The organism is Yoonia sp. MH D7 (assembly GCF_054439475.1).
This window is the reverse complement of the sequence record NZ_JBTJCF010000003.1, coordinates 72,316-89,930: the sequence shown is the minus strand read 5'-3', so window position 1 is coordinate 89,930 and position 17,615 is coordinate 72,316. Positions and strand designations below refer to the sequence as shown.

The 17,615-nt window shown below is 53.6% G+C and carries 14 protein-coding genes and 2 pseudogenes; 7 read left to right on the top strand and 9 right to left on the bottom strand.

Going from position 1 to position 17,615, the window contains the following annotated elements; all coding sequences use genetic code 11:
- Window positions 1–75 precede the first annotated feature (75 nt).
- On the top strand, window positions 76–1,014 hold the full coding sequence (locus ACXLHR_RS17580; protein ID WP_458789636.1) for an IS110 family RNA-guided transposase: 939 nt from the start codon (window positions 76–78) through the stop codon (window positions 1,012–1,014).
- A 19-nt stretch (window positions 1,015–1,033) separates the two neighbouring features.
- Here ACXLHR_RS17580 and ACXLHR_RS17575 read toward each other — a convergent pair whose 3' ends face one another.
- From ACXLHR_RS17575 to ACXLHR_RS17555, 5 genes are all read right to left on the bottom strand, one after another.
- Window positions 1,034–2,326 (bottom strand): enolase-like domain-containing protein, encoded by a 1,293-nt coding sequence (locus tag ACXLHR_RS17575; protein ID WP_458792773.1) that lies wholly within the window; start codon window positions 2,324–2,326, stop codon window positions 1,034–1,036.
- A gap of 44 nt (window positions 2,327–2,370) precedes the next feature.
- Entirely contained in the window at window positions 2,371–3,201 is an 831-nt protein-coding gene (locus ACXLHR_RS17570) for a sugar phosphate isomerase/epimerase family protein (protein WP_458792772.1), read from the bottom strand.
- Window positions 3,194–4,714 carry a tripartite tricarboxylate transporter permease gene (locus ACXLHR_RS17565; RefSeq protein ID WP_458792771.1) on the bottom strand — a complete coding sequence of 507 codons (1,521 nt, stop codon included), beginning with the start codon at window positions 4,712–4,714 and terminating at the stop codon, window positions 3,194–3,196. The genes ACXLHR_RS17570 and ACXLHR_RS17565 overlap by 8 nt, the downstream gene beginning before the upstream one ends.
- On the bottom strand, window positions 4,711–5,181 hold the full coding sequence (locus ACXLHR_RS17560) for a tripartite tricarboxylate transporter TctB family protein (RefSeq protein ID WP_458792913.1): 471 nt from the start codon (window positions 5,179–5,181) through the stop codon (window positions 4,711–4,713). The genes ACXLHR_RS17565 and ACXLHR_RS17560 overlap by 4 nt, the downstream gene beginning before the upstream one ends.
- 102 nt (window positions 5,182–5,283) lie before the next feature.
- Window positions 5,284–6,297, bottom strand: a complete 1,014-nt coding sequence (locus tag ACXLHR_RS17555) for a Bug family tripartite tricarboxylate transporter substrate binding protein (protein WP_458792770.1) — start codon at window positions 6,295–6,297, stop codon at window positions 5,284–5,286.
- A 361-nt stretch (window positions 6,298–6,658) separates the two neighbouring features.
- Between ACXLHR_RS17555 and ACXLHR_RS17550 the strand changes: the two genes are divergently transcribed.
- The 6 genes and pseudogenes from ACXLHR_RS17550 to ACXLHR_RS17525 form a co-directional block, all read left to right on the top strand.
- Entirely contained in the window at window positions 6,659–7,327 is a 669-nt protein-coding gene (locus ACXLHR_RS17550; protein WP_458792769.1) for a TetR/AcrR family transcriptional regulator, read from the top strand.
- 254 nt (window positions 7,328–7,581) lie between these two features.
- Window positions 7,582–8,733 (top strand): Gfo/Idh/MocA family protein, encoded by a 1,152-nt coding sequence (locus tag ACXLHR_RS17545; protein ID WP_458792768.1) that lies wholly within the window; start codon window positions 7,582–7,584, stop codon window positions 8,731–8,733.
- Window positions 8,734–8,735: 2 nt separating this feature from the next.
- Window positions 8,736–9,890 (top strand): dihydrodipicolinate synthase family protein, encoded by a 1,155-nt coding sequence (locus ACXLHR_RS17540; RefSeq protein WP_458792767.1) that lies wholly within the window; start codon window positions 8,736–8,738, stop codon window positions 9,888–9,890.
- Window positions 9,890–10,717, top strand: a complete 828-nt coding sequence (locus ACXLHR_RS17535) for a sugar phosphate isomerase/epimerase family protein (protein WP_458792766.1) — start codon at window positions 9,890–9,892, stop codon at window positions 10,715–10,717. The genes ACXLHR_RS17540 and ACXLHR_RS17535 overlap by 1 nt, the downstream gene beginning before the upstream one ends.
- Before the next feature lie 307 nt (window positions 10,718–11,024).
- Window positions 11,025–12,299 (top strand): glycerate kinase type-2 family protein, encoded by a 1,275-nt coding sequence (locus tag ACXLHR_RS17530; protein ID WP_458792765.1) that lies wholly within the window; start codon window positions 11,025–11,027, stop codon window positions 12,297–12,299.
- A 411-nt stretch (window positions 12,300–12,710) separates the two neighbouring features.
- Window positions 12,711–13,758, top strand: a pseudogene (locus ACXLHR_RS17525) (IS3 family transposase); the annotation flags it as partial.
- A gap of 38 nt (window positions 13,759–13,796) precedes the next feature.
- On the opposite strand, the gene ACXLHR_RS17520 reads toward ACXLHR_RS17525, so the two are convergent.
- The 4 genes and pseudogenes from ACXLHR_RS17520 to ACXLHR_RS17505 all read right to left on the bottom strand — a co-directional run bounded on the left by ACXLHR_RS17520 (window position 13,797) and on the right by ACXLHR_RS17505 (window position 17,533).
- Window positions 13,797–14,926 (bottom strand): IS3 family transposase gene (locus ACXLHR_RS17520; protein WP_458792049.1). Its coding sequence is split into 2 segments (ribosomal slippage): window positions 13,797–14,680 and window positions 14,680–14,926, totalling 1,131 coding nucleotides; the frame shifts between segments, so codons are not numbered across the junction.
- Between the two features lie 68 nt (window positions 14,927–14,994).
- A pseudogene (locus tag ACXLHR_RS17515) lies at window positions 14,995–15,953 on the bottom strand (IS3 family transposase); the annotation flags it as partial.
- A 125-nt stretch (window positions 15,954–16,078) separates the two neighbouring features.
- Window positions 16,079–16,846: an amino acid ABC transporter ATP-binding protein gene (locus ACXLHR_RS17510; protein WP_458792764.1), complete on the bottom strand. Its 768-nt coding sequence runs from the start codon at window positions 16,844–16,846 to the stop codon at window positions 16,079–16,081.
- 21 nt (window positions 16,847–16,867) lie between these two features.
- Window positions 16,868–17,533, bottom strand: coding sequence for a GntR family transcriptional regulator (locus tag ACXLHR_RS17505; protein WP_458792763.1), 666 nt, complete (start codon window positions 17,531–17,533; stop codon window positions 16,868–16,870).
- Between the last annotated feature and the right edge of the window lie 82 nt (window positions 17,534–17,615).

Here is a 17,615-nt window from a genome sequence, read left to right as displayed (position 1 = left end):
CCGCCGTCTTCCCCAAAGGCCTGAACGGATACGCGTGCAACAAGTCACGTATGACAAGCATAGGATATGGAGAATATGACAGATCATAACATTGGCGTGGACATTTCTAAATCCCATCTGGACGTGTTTCGATTGGAAGACGACATGGCTAAACGCTTCGATAATTCAATCACAGGCTTCCGTGCTCTTATCAGATGGTTGGGCAAGGCGACCCGTGTAGCGAGGGTCGTTTACGAGCCGACAGGATCGTATCACAAAGCCTTTGAAGCGACACTTGGGAAGGTGTTACCATTGGTCAAGGTAAATCCTTTGCAGGCGCGCCGTTTTGCGCAGGCCCATGGTACGAGAGCTAAGACTGATGCAGTCGATGCTCGAATGTTGGCGCTTATGGGCGCGGCATTTAATCTTGAACCACAAGTGCCTCTCCCGAAAGAAGCAATTGACCTCAAAGACTTGCATGTTGCGCGGGCTGGGTTGGTCAAGGATCGCACCAGATTGCGCAACCGTGCTCAAATTCAGGGGTTATCTCTCCTGAAACGCCAAACCAAAGCGCGTCTCACGCTAGTGGAACGCCAGATCGTTGAGTTGGACGCCGAGATAGCAGCGCTGATCCAGGCGCGGGAGAGCACCGCACGTACGCATGATATTTTGCGTTCCATGCCCGGTGTCGGCGCTGTTTCTGCTGCCGCAATATTGACCCTGATGCCCGAACTCGGCACGCTAGATCGCAAACAAGTGGCCAGCCTGGCTGGTCTCGCCCCCATCACACGCCAGTCTGGATTATGGCAGGGCAAAGCGTCCATCGGAAGCGGGCGCAAGCCCTTGCGCGATGCCCTTTACATGCCCGCATTAGTCGCCATGCGCTGGAACCCAGACCTCAAAGCAAAATACGAACACCTACGAGACGTGGGAAAACCCGCCAAGGTCGCAATCGTCGCTATAATGCGGAAGCTAATCGAAATCGCAAATGCACTTGTCAAAGCTAATCGCAAATGGACACCAAAAACCGCTTGATCAAGACGGATACTCTGGACTAGATATTCATCGCACCCGATGCGCCAAAACCGGTTTGATCAAGAGACCCGATCGCGACCTGTCCGTCGGTGATATTCAAGGCAATACCATTTGGACCTTGGGTGAAGATGTCGGGGTGGGAAGCAAGCATCGCTGTGCGCTCGGCCGCCGGTGCACCTTGCATTCCGCCAGCGAAATGATGCCCGTTACGTTCAATGTCCTGCACACCACAGGCTGCAGCCATGGCGGTGTCTTGGGTCCAGCAGAGGCCCGGTTGACAGGTGAGGTCTTCGCCACTGAGGATCGCGCCATTTGCTTTCGCGAGCGCCATATTGACCTGCGCGCGCAGCACGCCTTTGCAGCTTTTGATTGACGTTCCTGCCCATCCGAGCGCAAGGGCGCGGGGGAAGGCGTTGTCGCTGTCGTCGCTTTCATCAATCACAATCGGCACGCCGAAATCGGCGCGCGTTTCTAGTGCCACTTCGCGCGCAAATGGCTGTTCGTAAAAGCGGATGCGTCCGGCGATTTCCGCAAGATCGGGCGCCGCAACGCGGTCCAGCAATATGCGAAAATTATCAGGTGTATATTGCTCGTTTGCATCAAGCGTGATGCCACCGTCCATATTGCCACGCAGCACCGCCTGCAGCGCCAAAAGGCGGGCGGCGTCGGCGTCCGGGTCACCTTTTAACTTGATTTTCCAAGCTTTGATGCTGGTGCTTTCCATCACTTCTGTAAGCGTAACAGGTAGTTCGTCAGAGGGCGCGTCGGCGGGACGGTCTGTTAGCGGTGCATCAAACCCGATGGTGTGGCGCAGTGCCACGGATGTGGGTGCGCTGATCAATGCACGGGCAGAGCTAAAGTCACTGGCCGAAAGACCGGCAGGCAAATGCGCACCAATGCCAAACAGATCAACGGCTGCGGCTTTCCAGAACGGCAAACCGGCGTTGCGGCACAGCGCGTCAATCATTGCCATTTCCAAGAGTGCAGGACCAAAACCCGCAGCAAGTTTAGGCATATCATCTGCCATCAGATCGGGGGCCGTGCCACGAATGGTCGCAGACAAGCTTGCGACGCTACCGGCATGTCCGCCGTTCAAGGCAACATTGACCGCCGCATCCACCGTTTCGCGTAGGGCATCAATAGTGTCGTCGTTGGACAGCCCCGCACGTTTGTCAAACCAGCGTGGCACCATAAGCTGGGCACTGAAACCTTGCGCCCGCTTGCCGTCGATCTCGGCCACGAGAGTGCAATATTTTTCGGCGGTTTCACGAACTTCAGTGCTGCCGAACTGGAACGGCAGACGTAGTTTCACGGGGCGTTCCGTAACGGTGATTTCTTTTATGACAAGGGAAGGTATCATCGTGTTGCCGTTTCACAGGCCCGCAATGTTGCTGCACCTATGGCGGCAGTGATACGGGCATCAATAAGGGTTCGGAAGGGTTCGACGCCGACAGGTGCGGACCATGCGACATCTTGCAGGGCTGCGACAATGGCAGCAAAGGGGTCATCGCCCATTCCGGGTGCCCCACGATTTGAATCGTTGGCGTGGACATGTCCGATTTTCCCGCTTGGTACCCAGTTGCGGATCAGGTCGGCGACGGGTGGTTCCATTTGGCCTGCTGCGGAAATATCGATCATGGTTTTGAATGCAGGGCTTTTGATAGCATCCACAAGGGTGACACCCTGTGCCACGGTGGTGATAACGTCGGTTTCCTCACTGGATAGCGGTTCTATGCAATAGGTGATCCCATGCTTTTCGGCCTCCTGCGCGATGGGCAAGAAGAAGTCGGCAAGGAGTTGGGTAACTTGATCGTCAGACAGGTCAGCAGGCCGCAGCCGCTGTTTAGGTGAGCCATGCACCATTAAAGTACCACCCAGATCGGCGCATAGTTGCACCAGTCCCAGCAGGATTTTTTGGGTATCAGCCTGTGTATGAGGGTCCGTGATGGACAGGTTTGGATAGCCAGACAAAAGCCAGTGTAGCCCCGTCACGCGCAACCCCGCATTTTCAACCGTTGTGCGAATTTCGGCCCGCGTAGCGGCGTCCAACAGGTGGGGTGCAAGGCCAAGCGTGGCGGGGGCAAGTTCCAACCCCATATATCCCAGCGCATGTGCGACGTCGCATTGCTCTTTCAGGCTGAGACCCTCATCGGCCAAAAGCTCGTTGCACAGTGTCAGGTCAAGCATTTTGGCGTCCGAAAACCCTGGCCTTTGCGCGGCTCAGTAAATTGCGCACAGCGGCGAAGTTGAGCAGAATTGCTATGACGATGATTGCCACGAAAACCGCCGAAATCGGGCGGGTAAAGAATGGCCATAGATCGCCGTTACCTAATGTCAGGGCGCGGCGCAGATTGGTGTCCATCATGGTCCCAAGGATAATGCCTAGAACGAGTGGCGCCATCGGATATTTCATTTGCCGCAGCAAGAACCCGACGAGGCCAAAGGCGATCATGACATAAACGTCAAACATCCGTTGCGACAGCGCGTAGGTGCCAACAACGCATAGCGTAAACACCAGCGGCATCAGATAGGCATAGGGCACGCGCAGCACTTGCACGAATAATTTGGTCATTGTCAGGCCATAAATCCCCATCGCAATAACCGACAGGATCAGGATCGCGCCCATGGTCGAGATGAACTGCGGCTGTTCGATCATAATCATCGGACCCGGACGGATGCCGTGGATGAACAGCGCAGCAATAAGAACTGCTGCTGAAGCGGATCCCGGTACGGCAAGCGTGAGGGCAGGGATCAGGGAACCCGGAACAACCGCGCTATTGCCTGTTTCGGCGGCGATAAGCCCTTCAGTGCTGCCGTGCCCGTACTTTTCAGGCTCCTTGCTGAATCGTTTGGCGGCGGCATAGCTGGCCCATGCGCCAATATCTTCGCCGACACCAGGAATGACCCCGACAAGCGTGCCGATCACGCCAGATCGCAAAACGGTTCTGCGATGCTGCCAGACTTCGCGGAATGACGGAATGACCTTGTCTGATTTATCGCGCACCGCAGCAAGCACACCTTGGCGGTTCCACATTGCAGTCATGATCTCGGCCATCCCGAATACACCGACCATTGCAGGGATCAGGCCGATCCCGCCGTTCATCGGTTGAATAGGAGAAAAGCGAACGTAGGCGTGCAGTCCCTCGGACCCGACCATCGCTATCATCAGCCCCAAAATTCCGGCGATATAGCCTTTAATCGGGGCCGTATCGACGGTCAATTGGCCGGATATTATAACCCCGAACAAGGCAAGCCAGAACATCTCGTAGCTGCCGAATTTCAGCGCAAGTTCCGCGAGAGCGGGTGACACAAGCACCATGATAATAATTGCAACCAGCGAACCAATCATGGAACCCGCCGTTGCAAGGCCCATGGCCTGCCCAGCCAGTCCGGCCCGTGCCAGTGGATAACCGTCCAGCGAAGTTGCGGCGCTGGCAGGTGTGCCAGGAATGTTGAGCAAAATCGCACTGCGCGATCCGCCGTAGATTGCGCCGACATACATACAGATCAACACCAGAATGGCCGATGTTGTGTCCATTGAATAGGTCAGAGTGACCATCAAAGCGACACCCATCGTCGCAGTCAGACCGGGCAGGGCGCCCACGATGATGCCAAGCAACATTGACCATGCCACATGGAACAACATCACAGGTGTCAGCAATTCCCAAAGGGCGGTTCCCAGATTTGCAAGTTGGGTCATGGCAATCTCACCAAGAATGCTTTTTCAAAGAGCATGACGATCGCAAAGCCAGCAACGCCGCCATAAACAATGGATTTTATAACTGTAAGAACGCGGGTGCGTTGGTCCATCGCGCCATCCCATGAAAAGACCAATGTGAACGCGGCGACGAAGATTGCTGTGGCCCAATAAAACGGCAACCACCCAACGAGGATCAAGGCATATCCAAGCGTCAATGCGACGGTCTGCCCAAGTCGTGCGAAGGATCCGCTCGCCAAATTTTCGGTCTCACTATCTTGTCTGGATTGGACCAATAAAATTACGGCACAAAACGCCAAAGCGCCGCCCAAAAGCATCGGTACAAGTCCGGGAATGGATAGTGGGTGAATTTGACGGAATTCTAGACGCTCCATCGTGAAGCCGCCAATCAACATGGCGATCCCGAGGGCGAAAAAAATAACCGCAGTGGCGCGGTCAGCTGCGGACATTGTCACACTAGTCTCCTTGAGTTTGTCGAGCTTTATAAGTTTGGCGAGCTCTATGTGAAATGGCAGGGACATTTGCCCCCGCCATTCAGGTCGTCATTCAGATTATGGGCAAGTGATGCCGAATTCGGAAGGATCAATAACCGCTTCGTTGCGAGAAGCCCGTGCGCAGGCTTCGCCGATCACAACCGGCATGGATGCTTCGAGTGCGCTCTCACCATAGGACGGGGCAAATACTGCACCGTTTGCTGAGGCATAATCACGTACAACGTCGCTTTCCATCACATGTTCCATCCAGATTTGATCGACGGTGTCATAGACTTCTTGTGGTGCGCCAACCGGAATGAACACGCCGAAATAATCAGGAGCGACGTGGAAGTCAGGGTAGAAATCTGTGATCGCAGGGATCGGTGGCGTATCACCAATGACGAGTTCACGATCCGACAACACAGTCAGCGCGCGAATGCGATTTGCGCGGATCATTTCAGCTTGCTCAACGGCGAGCTGGGTTGTCGCCACGACTTCGCCGCTTGCAGCAGCGATAACAGCGGGGTTGCCGCCATCATAGGTGATCATGCGTGCGCCGGACAACTCGTCGCCGACGCCTTCTTTGATCGCAGCCAGAGCCATACCGCCAGAGCTGTTAATGCCAGCCGTCCCGACAGTTACGTCGCCAGTCTGCATACCTTTGATCAGGTCATCAAATGTCATGTAGGGGGAATCGGCGTTCACACTGACGACAGGGACGTTAGCGACACTTAGATAAATGTGGTAATCTTCAATTGATGTGTTTTCCAGCAAACCTGTAATGGCGTAGGTTGCGTTATTCGCAATCGCGTTCGCGGTCCATGTATAGCCGTCGCGCGGTGCGTCCAAGGCGGCCTGTGTCCCGATTGATCCAGATGCGCCGGGCTGGTTGACCACAACAACTTCGACGCCGAGCGCTTCCGAAAGAATAGGTGCAACAACGCGTGTTACTTGATCCGTTGATCCACCAGCGGCCCACGGCACAATAATGTTGATCGGACGATCCGGTTGCCAGCTATAGTCCTGCGCGAAGGCAGGGGTGCTCAATGCAACGAATCCAGCAATTAGGCCGGTCTTTTTGAAATTAGGCATTTATTCCTCCCAGAGTTACCTACTGGTAGGTTAGGTGGTTGAATGGTGCTCGTCAATAGCTTCTCATTTGATGATTTGAGAAGAAAAATCTCTTAATCAAAATCCTTAAGCCCAGCCTTATGTCTGTTGCTCTCGGGGATCGTAATGTAGTTGCCTCGCATGTTGGATTACTAATTGATGGGCATTCGGGCACACGAGATCACAACACCGGTTTTGTAAGTAACGAAGGGGAGATCATGTCGACGGTTCCGGCAACTCCAAACTTTACGCTTGCTTGCTTTCGTCAAGGAACCTGTATAGTGCCGCTTGTCGCTATACTTTATCGATTTCAGGCGCCGCTAATAACTATTTAGGTCCACACATGACAGAGAACAAAACATCGCTGACCTCACCTAAAATCCGAACGGGACCGAGGGTGAATGACGCGAGTGCGTCGAAATCCTCAATCCTGCAGTCGGCACTTATCGAGTTTGCCTCAAAAGGCTATGACGGTGCGCGCGTGAATGAAATAGCAAGCCGCGCGGGCATAAGTAAGCCTTTGATGTATGAGTATTTTGGCGACAAAGAAGCCGTGTACTCAGCAGCATTGCGCGAAGCATATGTACAAATCCGACGTGGCGAAGAAGAGCTCGACATGGAAGGTCTTGACCCCAAAGACGCGATCCGGACACTGGTGGTTTTCACCATGAACCACTTTCGACGCAACCCGTGGTTCATTTCGATGCTGAACACAGAAAACCTGCGTGGCGGCACGACGATCAAAAAAATGGAAGGCGCCAGCGATATCCAGTCGCCCTTAGTCCGAGAGCTGAAGTCCGTACTGGATAAAGGCGAGAAGACCGGGCAGTTCCGGCCTGGCCTGGACGCCGCCGAAATCTACATCTTCATCGCCTCGCTTTGCTATTTTCCGGTTTCCAACTCGCACACTTTATTGGGTGCCTTTGGCTGCAAGATCGACGCCGATTGGTTGGACCGTCGCGCAGAGGAGGCATCTGAAATGATGGTGCGCTACCTGAGCATCAACCCATAATAAGCATACAACTGATTTCATCGAGCAAGGGAATCTTATAACTCACCATCCAAATACGTAGCTCTTGATTAATGGCACATGGCGGGACGCTGCATTGGCCACAACAACTTGTTAAGGGTCTCTATTTCACTGCGCCAAGGACGAACGAATAAAATTTGTTTGACCACACTCAACATATTACCTACTAGTTAGTAAGTCGTGGATTTGCCTGCTTATGGGGCAAATAATCGCTTGTGAATCGAGAGGGAACAGAAATGAAACAGCAACGTATTGGTATCATCATGCATGGTGTCACGGGTCGTATGGGTATGAATCAGCACCTGATCCGGTCGGTTTTAGCTATCCGCGATCAAGGCGGGCTTGAGCTGGCGAATGGGGCATTTCTGATGCCCGATATCATCATTGTCGGCCGCAACGAGAGCAAGATCGAAGCGCTCGCGAAACTCCATAATGTTGAGCGTTGGACGACCGATTTGGACGCGGCTCTGGCCAATCCAGATGACATCCTGTTCTTCGATGCCTCATCCACGCAAATGCGCCCCGGACTTTTGCGCAAGGCGATTGACGCAGGCAAACATGTGTACTGTGAAAAGCCGATCTCGGAGAGCCTTGAAGAGGCCGTTGATATTGCGAAATACGCGAAAGCCAAGGGCGTCAAAAACGGGATTGTGCATGATAAACTGGATTTACCGGGCCTGTTGAAACTGAAACGTCTGCGCGACAGCGGGTTCTTTGGTGAAATTCTGTCCGTGAAGGGAGAATTTGGCTACTGGGTGTTTGAAGGCGACTGGATGCCTGCACAACGGCCAAGCTGGAACTACCGCAAAGAAGACGGCGGCGGCATGGTGTCGGATATGCTGTGCCATTGGCGCTATGTTTTGGACAACGTTGTTGCTCCCGTGCGCGCGGTTAGCTGCAAGACCGCAACGCATATCCCGACCCGCTGGGACGAAAACGGCGATGAATACAAAGCCACCGCGGACGATGCGGCCTATGCGACGTTCGAACTTGAGGGCGGCATCATTGCCCACATCAATTCAAGCTGGTGCACACGGGTCCGCCGCGACGATCTCGTGACGTTTCAGATCGATGGTACATTGGGATCTGCAGTTGCAGGCCTGCACAGCTGCTACAGCCAGCAGCGCGTCAACACACCCAAACCCGTCTGGAATCCTGATCAACCGCAAACTATCGATTTCTATAAAAACTGGGAAGAAGTGCCGGACAATGCCGTCATGGATAACGGCTTCAAGGTGCAGTGGGAACAATTCCTGCGCCATGTCGTAGAAGACGGTGAATGGCACTATTCGCTGATGGAGGGCGCAAAAGGCGTGCAGCTGGCCGAACTTGGTTATCAGTCTTCCGCCGAACGCCGTTGGATCGACATTCCTGATCTGGAGGTTTGAGCATGGCGAATTTACTACTGCCAAACGAGGATCGCTCGATTGGCTCTTATTCACTTGTTGCAGGGCCAGCAGCCCAATCTGTCGGATCATGGAATCGAACCGCCTATGCCGCAGCGCACATTGTTGCGGACCCGCTCGCGGTCTGTGATCCATGGGTTGATATGGCAATTGATTGGGACACCACGCTGGCGTTTCGCGAACACTTGTGGGGACTGGGGTTCGGCGTTGCCGAGGCCATGGACACTGCGCAACGTGGCATGGGCTTGGATTGGTCGCAATCGCTCGAACTGATCCAACGGTCCACGGCATTGGCAAAATCCGGTGGCCATCTGATTGCGAGCGGGGCTGGCACCGATCATCTTGTGGCCACACCTGACACAACAATCGACGATGTCATCGCGGCCTATGAAATGCAATGCGAGGCGGTTGAAGCAACGGGCAGCCGCGTCATCCTGATGGCTTCGCGTGCCCTGTGCGTCGTTGCAAAAGGTCCCGAGGATTTCGCCCGCGTTTACGAGCGCGTTCTCAGTGGATTGCAGCAACCCGCGATACTGCATTGGCTGGGTGAAATGTTTGACCCTGCATTGGCTGGCTACTGGGGGTCAAAGGACCATTTGGTCGCTATGGACACCTGTTTAGACATTCTGGTCGCGAACGCTGCCAAGATCGACGGTATCAAGATATCACTTCTCTCCGCAGAAAAAGAAATCTCGATGCGGCGCCGTCTACCGGATGGCGTGGTGATGTATACGGGTGATGATTTCAACTATCCCGAACTGATCCAAGGCGACGATCATGGATATTCTCACGCGTTGTTGGGCATCTTTGACCCAATCGCGGGGGCCGCGGCGCAGGCACTTGGATCTTTGGCCGCTGGCGATCTTGACGCTTATAACGCGACATTCGATCCGACGGTTCCGCTGTCGCGTCACATCTTTTGTCCGCCGACACGGTTCTACAAAACCGGAGTGGTGTTCCTTGCCTATCTAAACGGACATCAGGATCATTTCACTATGATCGAAGGACAAGAAAGCACACGATCAACGCAACACCTCGCGCAGATTGTCCGCCTTGCAAACGACGCCCGCCTGTTCACTGATCCGGATCAGGCAGCAGCCCGCGCAAGCGCTGTCTTTGCGGCACGAGGAGTGTGCTGATGAAACCGGTAACCCCAGAACGGATATCCCTGAACACTGCAACTGTGCGTGAACAGTGGAATTTGCGTGAATGTGTTGACGGCTGTGTACGCCACGGCATCGGCGGCATTGCGCCTTGGCGCAATAATTTGCACGATACGGGGGTCGATGACGCCGCCAAAATGATCCGCGACGCAGGGCTTAGTGTTAGCGGGTTATGTCGGGGTGGCTGGTACACCGCCGAAGGCGCGTTGACTGATGCGGTTCTGGATGACAATCGCCGTGCTGTGGATGAAGCCCTCGCCATTGATGCGGCATGCCTTGTGATGGTTGTCGGCGGATTGCCGGAAGGCTCCAAAGACATTGCTGGCGCAAGGGAGATGGTAACCGAAGGTCTTTCCAAAACGCTGGATTACGCTCGGCAGTCCGGGATGAAAATTGCAATCGAACCGTTGCATCCAATGTATGCTGCGGATCGGGCTTGCGTGAATACGCTGGGCCAGACGTTGGATATTTGCGACCAACTGGGTGACGGGATCGGCGCGGCCGTTGATGTTTATCATGTCTGGTGGGACCCCGACATTTATACGCAAATCAAACGCGCAGGCAAAGACCGGTTGATGGCTTTCCATATGTGCGATTGGCTTGTGCCGACACGGGACTTGCTGACGGACCGTGGCATGATGGGCGATGGTGTCATCGATATAGCAAGGCTTCGCGCTGCCGTGGAAGCCGAAGGTTTTGACGGGTTGAACGAGGTGGAAATTTTTTCTGCTTTGGATTGGTGGACCAAAGATCCGGACCACGTACTTAACACTCTGGTAGAACGGAGCCGTCAAGTTTGCTAAGCATCGTTGGAAAGGCGGTAACGAGACCTGCTCTAAAATGGGTGCTCCATCCGCTTTTCCGCGGCTTTCCTATATTGTTGAGTATATCTAAACTCGCCCTTCACCTGACGGGCCGCCTACATCCTGCTGATGTGATCGAAATGGACGCACAACGTAGATCAGCTGTTTCATCTTCGTCGAATAACCTGCAATCTCAAAATCGGTGGCTCAAGAACCCGTTCGGAAAAAATCCGTCGCACTCCAAATATCTACTCTTTGGGTTGCGGGCGAACGAATTCTATATTTTCTGGAAAAACCGGGAACAAATATGATCAATTTTATACCGAGCCCACGCGAGTTACTCACTGACCTTTTTAAAGAAGCGGTGGCTGTCGCTGACCCAATGCGGGTCGTCGCGAAGCATTTGCCTGCACAACCGTCAGGCCGGCTTGTCGTCATTGGCGCGGGAAAAGCCAGTGCGCGCATGGCCGAAGCGGTCGAAGCCCATTATGGTCCGTGCGAAGGGTTGGTTGTCACCCGTTACGGGTATGAGCGCCCGACACAAGGCATCAAGATTGTCCAAGCTGCACACCCGGTCCCAGATGCGGCTGGGGAGGCCGCAACTAAACAAATACTCGATCTTGTTTCAGATTTAGGGGAAAATGATTTTGTTATTGCCCTGATTTCTGGTGGCGGATCTGCCCTACTTTGCGCCCCAACCGAGGGGCTGACCCTCGGCGATAAGATAACAATCAACCAGTCGCTGTTGGCGTCCGGTGCTCCAATTGGCGAAATGAATATCGTTCGCAAGCACCTCAGCCGCGTGAAGGGCGGGCAGCTTGCGGCAGCATGCTATCCGGCGAAGTTGCTTACTTTATTGATATCGGATGTGCCGGGGGACGATCCTTCGCAAATTGCATCTGGTCCAACCGTCGGTGACGCGAGCACACCACAAGATGCTCTAGACATCATTGAAAGGCGAGGGATCTCAGTGCCCCCTCACGTTCGAGTTGCGATTGCTGACGGATCCTCTGTTGTTTCTCCAAGCGACCCGCGCCTTAGACGCGCCGAAACGAAAATCATCGCGGCACCGTCTCATTCGATTGCTGCCGCGACCGTCGTGGCAGAGGCCGCCGGTTTCGATGTCCGAAACCTTGGCGATGCAATTGAGGGCGAAGCCCGCGATCTTGGAGCACAACAGGCCCAACAAGCCCTGTCGCTTCAATCGACACTGACGACGTCCGACAGGCCAATTATACTGCTGTCAGGTGGGGAATGTACTGTAACGCGACGTGGTGATGGAATTGGCGGTCCGAACGCGGAATTCGTTCTATCGGCTGCGATTGCGTTAAACGGGCAACCTAATATCCACATCCTCGCTTGCGACACAGATGGCGTCGATGGAGCCGCCGAAGTTGCCGGTGCTTACGCAGGGCCAGACTTAATGGATTTGGCGAAAAGATCCGGGTTAGACCCGATTGAGGCACTCACCAATAACGATGCGCATTCCTTTTTCGGCGCCTTAGAATCTCAAATTGTGTCTGGACCAACGCTGACGAATGTTAACGACTTCAGAGCTGTTCTTATTTTTCCACTCGCGTAATTCCGCATGTTTGAGGTGCCCCTAATTTCTAGACCTGTGTGAGCGCGATACATGAACCGCGCTCTTGTTGATCTAAGGGTTGATGCCTCATCGCATTTTCGCCAGCATCTTTTCTTTAAACATTTCCGCAGGTGTCTTCCATCCGAGCCACTATCAAAAGTGATGGACCTACGTGCGTCAAGCGGCAGGTCTCCAGAGACCTATTCTGCGTAGTTCCGTGATACTCAATTGCGTATAAGTCGTTCCCATTGACCTGAGCCCCAAGTTCTCTCCAGCTTTGCGCGGAGTCCTTGGGGTTAAATCTGTGACCTCAGGCGGCCATTTTGTCCATCGTCTTTCTCTGCAGGTCTGAGGTGCCCCTAGATTTGTAGACGCTTTGCTTGGTAATTTTGGAACCAAGGAGAGACGGATATGACCAAAGGAATACGGTTTACAGACGAGTTCAAACAGGACGCTGTGGCGCAGGTTGTTGAGCGTGGATATGCGGTCAGCGAAGTCGCCGAGCGGCTAGGGATAAGCACCAAGTCGCTGTACACTTGGAAGGCGCAATTTGCGAAGTCGCCACGTGTCAGATCGGAGGTTGCGGAGCAGGCTGCTGAGATCAGACGGTTGAAGCGAGAGCTGGCCCGCGTCACCGAGGAACGCACAATCTTAAAAAAGGGCGCAAATTGTCCGCCATTGGTCCGAGGACAATGCCGCGCGCGTACTTCGCGCGAGAGTCTCAGTGAGGTACGCGTTTATTGAGGCTCATCGTGCGGATTTTTCGGTGCGGTCGATGTGTCGTGTGCTGGCTGTGCATTTCAGCGGGTTCTATGCATGGCTTAAAGAACCGTTAAGCGTACGCGCGCTTGAAGATGCGCGGCAGACAGAGCTGATCCACCAAGCATGGACAGATAGCGGGAAGGTCTATGGCTATCGGAAGCTGGCCGATAATCTACGTGATGCTGGCGAGACCTGCTCCGAGAACCGTGTGGCACGATTGGCTAGCCTTGCGGGCATCACAGCACAGATCGGATACAAGCGTCGGCCTGGTCACTATGGCGGCAAACCTGCTGTTGTCGCTGACAACACGCTGGACAGACAGTTTGAGGTTGCGGCACCTGACGCGGCTTGGGTGACCGACATTACCTATATCAGAACCCGTGAAGGCTGGTCATATCTCGCTGTGGTCATCGATCTGTTTTCACGACGTGTCGTTGGTTGGTCGATGCAATCTCGCATGACAACTGACCTGGCCTTGCAAGCCTTGTTGGCTGCTGTTTGGCGGCGCAAACCAAAGCAAAAAGTCATGATCCATTCAGACCAAGGTTCACAGTTCACTGGCAAAGAGTGGCAGTCGTTCCTTAGCAAACACAATCTGGTTGCCAGCATGAGCACACGTGGGAATTGTCATGACAACGCGGTCGCAGAAAGCTTCTTCCAGCTTTTGAAGCGGGAGCGCATTAGGCGGCGAACATACTGGTCTTGTCGCGTTTACGTTCCGGTCTCTCAGTTCATTTAGGCAGCCTTTCGTTCGAAGGCCAAGGGGCTTTTACCTCCTAACGACGAGTGCCGGCGTCGTGGATTGTAGAACCCATTGATATACTGAAATATCGCCCCTTCGGCTTGACGTCTGGTTTCCCAACGGTTGCGCCAGATCAGCTCAGCCTTGAGGGATTTGAAGAACGTTTCAACCATGGAATTGTCGTAACAATTGCCTTTTCCGCTCATCGATACTTCGAAGCCACGTTTGTTCAGGCGCTTCTGATAGTCGCCTGAACAATATTGCGACCCGCGATCCGTATGATGAATGCAGCCCTTAGGCGGCTGTCGCAGCGCGACAGCCATATCCAATGCCCGGATTGCCAGGTCCCTCTTCATACGATTGCTGACCGCCCAACCGATGACGCGTCGGGAGTATAGGTCGAGAATGACCGCCAGATACAGCCAGCCTTCACTGGTCCAGATATATGAAATGTCGCCTGCCCATTTCTGGTTTGGGGCATCAGCAGAAAAATCCTGATCCAACAGATTGGGGGCGATGTTAAAGGTGTGATTGCTGTCGGTTGTAGCCTTGAATTTACGAGTTCTGACAATCTTTATGCTGTTGTCTCGCATCAAGCGCCCCACACGCCGGTGGCCTACCGCCAGCCCCAGTTCCTGTAACTCTTCAGTCATCCGGGGGCGGCCGTAGCTTTGCAGGCTGAGACGGTGTTGGGCACGAATATGAGCTAAGATCACCATATCATCACGCTGTCGCTGACACATTGGGCGGACCCGCCACGCACGATACCCACGTGATGTGACCTGCATAACCCAGCACAGAAACTCAACCGGCCATTCTTCTCTCCAGGCGTCAATGAAGGCAAACCTCACCGACTTTGGCCTGCAAAGAAGATCGCCGCTTTTTTTAACACTTCCCTCTCCTCTCGCAGCACGCGGACTTCCTTGCGAAGGCGTTCGTTCTCCCGCTCCACATCTTCATGAGGACCCGACATCAAATCATCATGCTGGTGTTTCTGAACCCATTTGTTCAGGGTCGAAAGCCCAACACCCAAATCAGATGAAACCTGAGGGCGTGTTAAGCCGCTGGTCGTGGCGATGCGTACCGCATCACGTCGAAACTCGTCTGTGTATCTCGTTGCCATTTCTTGTCTCCTTCATAGCAAACATTGCTCGAAAGAGACCGGAACTAAACCGGGACAAGACCAGTGCCAAACAGCGTTTCATTGAGGCATTCGTCCCGTAATTTGCCGTTGAAGCTTTCGATAAAGCGGTTCTGCTGGGGCTTTCCTGGCGCGATATAGTGCCAGTCAATGCCTGTATCCTGAACCCATTTAAGGATCGCCATGCTGGTGAACTCGGTGCCATTGCCGGACACAATCGTCTTTGGCATGCCACGCTCAGAGATTATGTGGTCCAGTTCTCTGGAAACGCGTTGACCTGACAATGATGTATCCGCGACCAATACCAAATCCTCACGGCTGAAGTCATCGACGACGGCCAGAATGCGAAAACGGCGACCGTCTGTCAGTGCATCCGACACGAAATCCAGGCTCCATCGCTGGTTAGGGCCATCCGGCAGCACCATTGGCTTCCTTGTGCCCAAAGCACGCTTCCTGCCGCCTCTACGGCGCACCTGAAGCTTCTCTTCACGGTAGATGCGCCTCACTTTCTTGTGGTTCACCTCAAAGCCATCCCGCGCAATCATCACATGGACACGGCGGCAACCAAACCGCCGCTGTTCACGAGACACGCGTTTGATTGCAGCTCGCAGCTTCGCATCATCGCCACGGCGCGACAGATACCGCACCGTTGATCGATCAATCTGTAGCACATCACACGCCCGTCGCTGGCTGACCTGATGGACTTCCATCAAATGCACCACAGCTTTCCGCTTCCCAACGGGCGTCACCATTTTTTTGAATTGATGTCTCGCAGCATGGCATTGTCCAACATCTGCTCCGCCAATAGCTTCTTCAACTTACCGTTCTCGTCTTCCAAGGCTCTCAGCCGCTTCGCGTCAGACGGTTCCATGCCGCCATACTTCGATTTGTATTTGTAAAACGTCGCCGAACTGATCCCGTGCCGCCGACATACATCAGCGGTCTTCTCACCAGCTTCCTGTTCCTTGATCATCGCTATGATCTGTTCATCCGTAAATCGTGCTTTCATTTGTCCGTCCTTTTGTTGGGCGGACTCTACACAAATCTGGAGGAATTTTAGGGGCTCAGGTCAGAGAGCTTCATTGAGTTATTCTCCGCCAATCGTAACTTGCATTCCCAATTCGTATGATGGCTCTAGTGGCCGAAAATCTGGCTGAGGAATAGCTTTGTGCGCTCGTGTTGTGGGTTGTTAAAGAAATCTTCTGGTGTGTTCTCTTCGACAATTCGGCCTTTATCCATAAAGATAACACGGTCAGCAACTTGGCGCGCAAACCCCATTTCGTGAGTTACGCAAATCATCGTCATGCCGTCTTCTGCCAATGTGATCATGGTGTCGAGCACCTCTTTAATCGTTTCTGGATCAAGCGCAGAGGTCGGTTCGTCGAATAGCATCGCACGGGGCTTCATGCAAAGCGAGCGAGCGATTGCCACGCGCTGTTGTTGTCCGCCCGAGAGTTGGCCTGGATATTTAGTCGCCTGATCGCCGATCCGCACCTTTTCAAGGAAATGCATCGCGACTTCTTCTGCCTCTTTACGTGAAAGTCCGCGCACGGACATTGGCGCGAGAATACAGTTTTCGAGGATGCTCATATGCGGAAAAAGGTTGAAGTTTTGAAAGCACATCCCGACTTCAGATCGGATCTTGCTGATGTTTTTCACATCGGACGTCAGCTCGACGCCATCTACGACGATCTGGCCCTTTTGATGGATTTCAAGCCGATTGATGCATCGTATAAATGTGGACTTTCCTGACCCGGACGGCCCCGCAATCACAATCCTCTCGCCTTGGTTTACAGTTAAATTGATACCGCGAAGGACGTGAAACGTGCCGTACCATTTATTTAAATCCGTGATGCGGATGGCTGCATCGTCACGTGCGGTAATCGTGGTCGGTTTGGTCATGTGCGGGTCCTTTGCTGAAGTTTAGGAGGCTGAATCTACATTTATACCGCGAGCGCGCAGATAGCTTTCTTCGCCAGCGAGTACAAAACGCAAGACGAGCAGCTCTACATCGATACCGTTGCGGCGACTGAAGGCTGTGAACATCTGACGGTGAAAGGTAACAAGGGTTCGTTGCGAAACAGCATCGTGGAAAGTCACCATGCGAACGGCTTGGATTTGCGCCATATACCGCAAGATAGTGTCACGTAATTCGATATTAGGAACGGCCATAATCCAGGTGCGGCGGATGATTTCAGAAGCATTGAATAGCTGCGAGATATCTCCAGATTCGATCGTGCTTTCGGACAGCGCGACAGCACGTTCCAAGTTCTTTAAGTCGTCGTCTGTCAACCGAAAGCTCGCAAGGGCTGCGGCGCGAGGCTCAAGCAATCTGCGCAGTTCGAAAATTTCAAGAATTTGGCGATGCCCCAGTTCAGGTAACGTAAACCCACGCGTCGAACTTGCAAGATACCCCTCGTGGGTAAGTCGCATAAACGCATCGCGCACGGGCATCCGCGACACACTGAATTCAGCGGCGACCGCTGTGTCAACGAGGCGGTCGTTATGCGTCAGCTCCCCCCGCTGAATGCGTCCGAGATATTCGTCATAAATGACGTCTTTGATGCGTCTCTTTGATGGACCTGACATAAATACTTTTGTATCCGTATACGATTATTGAGTTGATAATATCAATTGTGCCAAAAACATCAAATAAAAAGCTTTAAGTTTA

Coding starts and splice junctions, on each gene's coding strand:
- ACXLHR_RS17530 (WP_458792765.1), top strand. CDS start 11,025: ATGATCAATTTTATACCGAGCCCACGCGAGTTACTCACTGACCTTTTT.
- ACXLHR_RS17550 (WP_458792769.1), top strand. CDS start 6,659: ATGACAGAGAACAAAACATCGCTGACCTCACCTAAAATCCGAACGGGA.
- ACXLHR_RS17545 (WP_458792768.1), top strand. CDS start 7,582: ATGAAACAGCAACGTATTGGTATCATCATGCATGGTGTCACGGGTCGT.
- ACXLHR_RS17505 (WP_458792763.1), bottom strand. CDS start 17,533: ATGTCAGGTCCATCAAAGAGACGCATCAAAGACGTCATTTATGACGAA.
- ACXLHR_RS17540 (WP_458792767.1), top strand. CDS start 8,736: ATGGCGAATTTACTACTGCCAAACGAGGATCGCTCGATTGGCTCTTAT.
- ACXLHR_RS17535 (WP_458792766.1), top strand. CDS start 9,890: ATGAAACCGGTAACCCCAGAACGGATATCCCTGAACACTGCAACTGTG.
- ACXLHR_RS17580 (WP_458789636.1), top strand. CDS start 76: ATGACAGATCATAACATTGGCGTGGACATTTCTAAATCCCATCTGGAC.
- ACXLHR_RS17560 (WP_458792913.1), bottom strand. CDS start 5,181: ATGTCCGCAGCTGACCGCGCCACTGCGGTTATTTTTTTCGCCCTCGGG.
- ACXLHR_RS17565 (WP_458792771.1), bottom strand. CDS start 4,714: ATGACCCAACTTGCAAATCTGGGAACCGCCCTTTGGGAATTGCTGACA.
- ACXLHR_RS17570 (WP_458792772.1), bottom strand. CDS start 3,201: ATGCTTGACCTGACACTGTGCAACGAGCTTTTGGCCGATGAGGGTCTC.
- ACXLHR_RS17555 (WP_458792770.1), bottom strand. CDS start 6,297: ATGCCTAATTTCAAAAAGACCGGCCTAATTGCTGGATTCGTTGCATTG.
- ACXLHR_RS17510 (WP_458792764.1), bottom strand. CDS start 16,846: ATGACCAAACCGACCACGATTACCGCACGTGACGATGCAGCCATCCGC.